Origin of the sequence: Actimicrobium sp. CCI2.3 (assembly GCF_035019065.1) — a bacterium.
Taxonomy (GTDB): domain Bacteria; phylum Pseudomonadota; class Gammaproteobacteria; order Burkholderiales; family Burkholderiaceae_D; genus Actimicrobium.
The window spans coordinates 1-1,360 of sequence record NZ_JASJWR010000078.1; the positions used below are offsets into that span (position 1 = coordinate 1).

Here is a 1,360-nt window from a genome sequence, read left to right on the forward strand (position 1 = left end):
CATCACGGTCTCTTTGAAATTGAACGACATCAAGATTTTAACGTTAAAAACCGGGCGATTAAATCAGTGTTTCCCTAAATAACCGTATTGTGCGACGCTCGACCATCCCGCTATATGAGTAATATTAGGGATTTTTCCGTTTGCAATGCCATTAAAAAAATAATGCTGAAGAACAACAGCAAGAGCCGCAAAAAACCGCGCCAAATCCAAAAAATCTAGTCTTTTCATAGGTGTTTTCAGGTGTATCACCACTTATCCAGCATTAAAGTTGAAATTTTAGATTAATAAATGACCCCAGACCAATAGATCGAGCATCCTGTTGTCAATCCTGATGGCGTCGGTTGTCTAACGGCTACCTCCTTACGTTCACATTTCTAATTAAATTGGAGGTTTTTCGCATCGAAATTATATCTATTATTTTTTTAACTATTATAGATACCAACGTGTGCGAGTGCGATATGCCGCCAGTCTCGCTTTTGCATCTCTTCTTCTAATAATAATGGATTACGAACGGTAATCACGTCACCATCGATCATGTGACTAATTAATGATGCTGCTTGTATCGGTGTTTCTATTGGATGTGTCACGTCCCTAAGCCAAGAAACAGTTTTACTAGTGTGCGTCGTCAACACTGTCAAACCGTGATCAAGGCAGGCCAGCGCAGATCCGCGCTTCTCAGTAATACCATCAGGAAAGGCAAGCAACGCGATTGTAGATTGACCAAGTACGATCGATACATCATCTGAAGGTAGATTTAAAATCAGCTCAATTTTGAGTTTTTTCGATGCTTCATAAACTTCGTGAGCAATGAGGCTATTTTCATCAAGCATAGAGCCAATAAATGCAGCATCAAACAGGATATTTTTTTGTCTCAGTACCGAAACAGTTTCGATAAAAAACTCAATACCCTTGTTGGCTGATATCTGGCCAAAATATATTATCTTTGGTTTTTTAGACGCAATCGGATTTGGATTTTTTACTACTGAAATATTATTGCCGATTGGAATTATTGTTTTATAATTTTTGGAAAAGGGGAAGTATTTATGAAAACAATCGGACTCCCACTTATTTGTAAATATTATTCTTTTAGCTATTAAAGAATGAGTGAAAAAGATCATCTTTCTTAAAATACTGAAAATTGAAAATTCATGTAAGGTTACAAAAATAGGTCGCTTAAGGAGAAAATAAAGCAGACTTGGTGCTACTGAATTACCCATTCCTGTTGAAGGATACTGTAAATGATAAATCGTATCTGGATAATTCTTATACTTTTTTTTAATTTTGCATAATTCAAAAAACGACCAGGTCGGAATTTTTTCTATTTCTGCATCGGCACCTTGTGATTTCAACGCATCAACTA

Annotated in this window: 1 protein-coding gene; it reads right to left on the reverse strand. The window is 36.4% G+C overall.

Translation table 11 applies throughout. The annotated features are described in order from the left end of the window. Positions 1–422: 422 nt before the first annotated feature. Positions 423–1,360: hypothetical protein (locus tag QN370_RS20505; protein WP_323581822.1), on the reverse strand; the 938-nt coding region annotated here is incomplete at its 5' end.